Here is a 984-nt window from a genome sequence, read left to right on the forward strand (position 1 = left end):
AAACATAATTGGAATGAGTTTTTTTGACTTACCTTAAACAAGTTAATCAATAAAATAATAACTGGTATTAAATAATAAGCAGCCAAATCAATCTACTTTGTAATTATTAAAAGAATCTGTGAGTGTTGCATATAATTCATAATGCTCAAAAACAGCATTAATTTGAATATCATTTTTGCTCGCTTCAATTAAGTTGCTATTGGCTAGTGCAATATCTTGCGAACTCTCAATAACTAAAAAACGTGATTCAAAATCTCTGTCATCTAAAACTTTTATATGCTTTGTACAATTAAGCACTGCCATCGCTTTAAACCAAATATCATCAGCATTAGGTGCAAGAGCGGTAAATTTATCAATATTTAAGCACTCATCACTTAAAGAGTGTGCAGGATAAAAAACACCGCCAACGCCAATGGCCACTGTATTGAAACTAGGTTCAAAAGTATGGTTTTCATGCTTCCAAGCTCTATATGATTGTACCTTGTTATTAGCATCGTAAGTTATTTTGCGGGTGCAATGTGCAACAATACTTTCAGGGTGTTTTAAGTGTTCACGGTGCAAAAGCTCCAGCATATCATGTGGGTATAACACATCGTCATCAATAGTAACGATATCAGCATCAGGAAAAAGTTGTAAAGTAGGTATCAACTTTTTATATGATTTATAATTCGGACAAAACCGAACCTCTAAACCTCTATCTATCTGTTTTTTTAAAACAAGAGGAATCGTATCTAAGGTAAATTCATTCTCATCTAACCATAAAATAATACGGTTAGGCTTATAAGTTTGCTGCGCAATTGACTCTATTACAAGATGTACATCATGTATTCTTTTACTGTAGGTGGTAAAGCTCACTATAAGTTGCTTAGCGTCGTTATCAAGCTTATTAATGATTGAACTTTCGACTCTCAAAGATAACTCTTGTAGAGAATTAGCTCTTATACTAAGAGCTAATTTACTTTCAAACTTTGTAATTAAGTGAAA

Annotated in this window: 1 protein-coding gene; it reads right to left on the reverse strand. The window is 32.4% G+C overall.

Annotated features, from left to right (window positions below):
- Positions 1-87: 87 nt before the first annotated feature.
- The coding region (locus tag GQR46_RS20100; RefSeq protein ID WP_165742293.1) for a glycosyltransferase family A protein at positions 88-984 on the reverse strand (897 nt) is incomplete at its 5' end.

The organism is Pseudoalteromonas sp. Z1A6, assembly GCF_011378745.1.
Classification (GTDB): Bacteria; Pseudomonadota; Gammaproteobacteria; order Enterobacterales; family Alteromonadaceae; genus Pseudoalteromonas; species Pseudoalteromonas arctica.